We start from the raw sequence: 765 nt of genomic DNA on the forward strand, positions 1-765 counted from the left end.
CGTTCGGTTTTGAGGGTCCTGCGGTGACGGTGGACACGGCGTGTTCGTCGTCGTTGGTTTCGCTTCATCTGGCGGCTCAGTCGTTGCGGTCGGGTGAGTGTTCGCTCGCGCTGGCGGGCGGGGTGACCGTGATGTCCACGCCGCAGACGTTTGTGGAGTTCTCGCGGCAGCGTGGTCTGGCGCCGGACGGTCGGTGCAAGGCGTTCTCGGCGGACGCTGACGGCACGGGGTGGGCCGAGGGCGTGGGGCTGCTGGCCCTGGAGCGGTTGTCGGACGCGCGGCTCAACGGCCACCCGGTTCTGGCCGTCCTACGCGGCTCCGCGATCAACCAGGACGGCGCCAGCAGCAGGCTCACCGCCCCCAATGGCCTGGCCCAGGAGCGCCTCATCCGGGAGGCGCTGGCGAGCGCCGGGATCTCGGCCGCCGAGGTCGACGTCGTCGAAGCGCATGGCACAGGCACGCGGTTGGGCGATCCGATCGAGGCGCAGGCGCTGTTGGCCACGTATGGGCGGGAGCACACGGAGGACCGGCCGCTGTGGCTGGGCTCGTTGAAGTCGAACATGGGGCACGCCCAAGCGGCGGCTGGTGTGGCCGGTGTCATCAAGATGGTGATGGCGCTGGGGCGGGGTGAGTTGCCACGTACGTTGCATGTTGAGCGGCCGTCGGGGGAGGTGGACTGGTCGGCGGGTGCGGTGTCGCTGTTGACGGAGCACAGGGCGTGGCCGGAGGTGGAGCGGCCCCGGCGGGCGGGGGTGTCGTCGTTCG

1 protein-coding gene is annotated in these 765 nt (G+C 70.6%); it reads left to right on the forward strand.

The window, feature by feature from the left end; genetic code table 11:
* The coding region (locus ABFY07_RS42725; protein ID WP_346179618.1) for a beta-ketoacyl synthase N-terminal-like domain-containing protein at positions 1–765 on the forward strand (765 nt) is incomplete at both ends.

Source organism: Streptomyces sparsogenes subsp. cuspidosporus, assembly GCF_039532705.1.
Lineage (GTDB): Bacteria > Actinomycetota > Actinomycetes > Streptomycetales > Streptomycetaceae > Streptomyces > Streptomyces sparsogenes.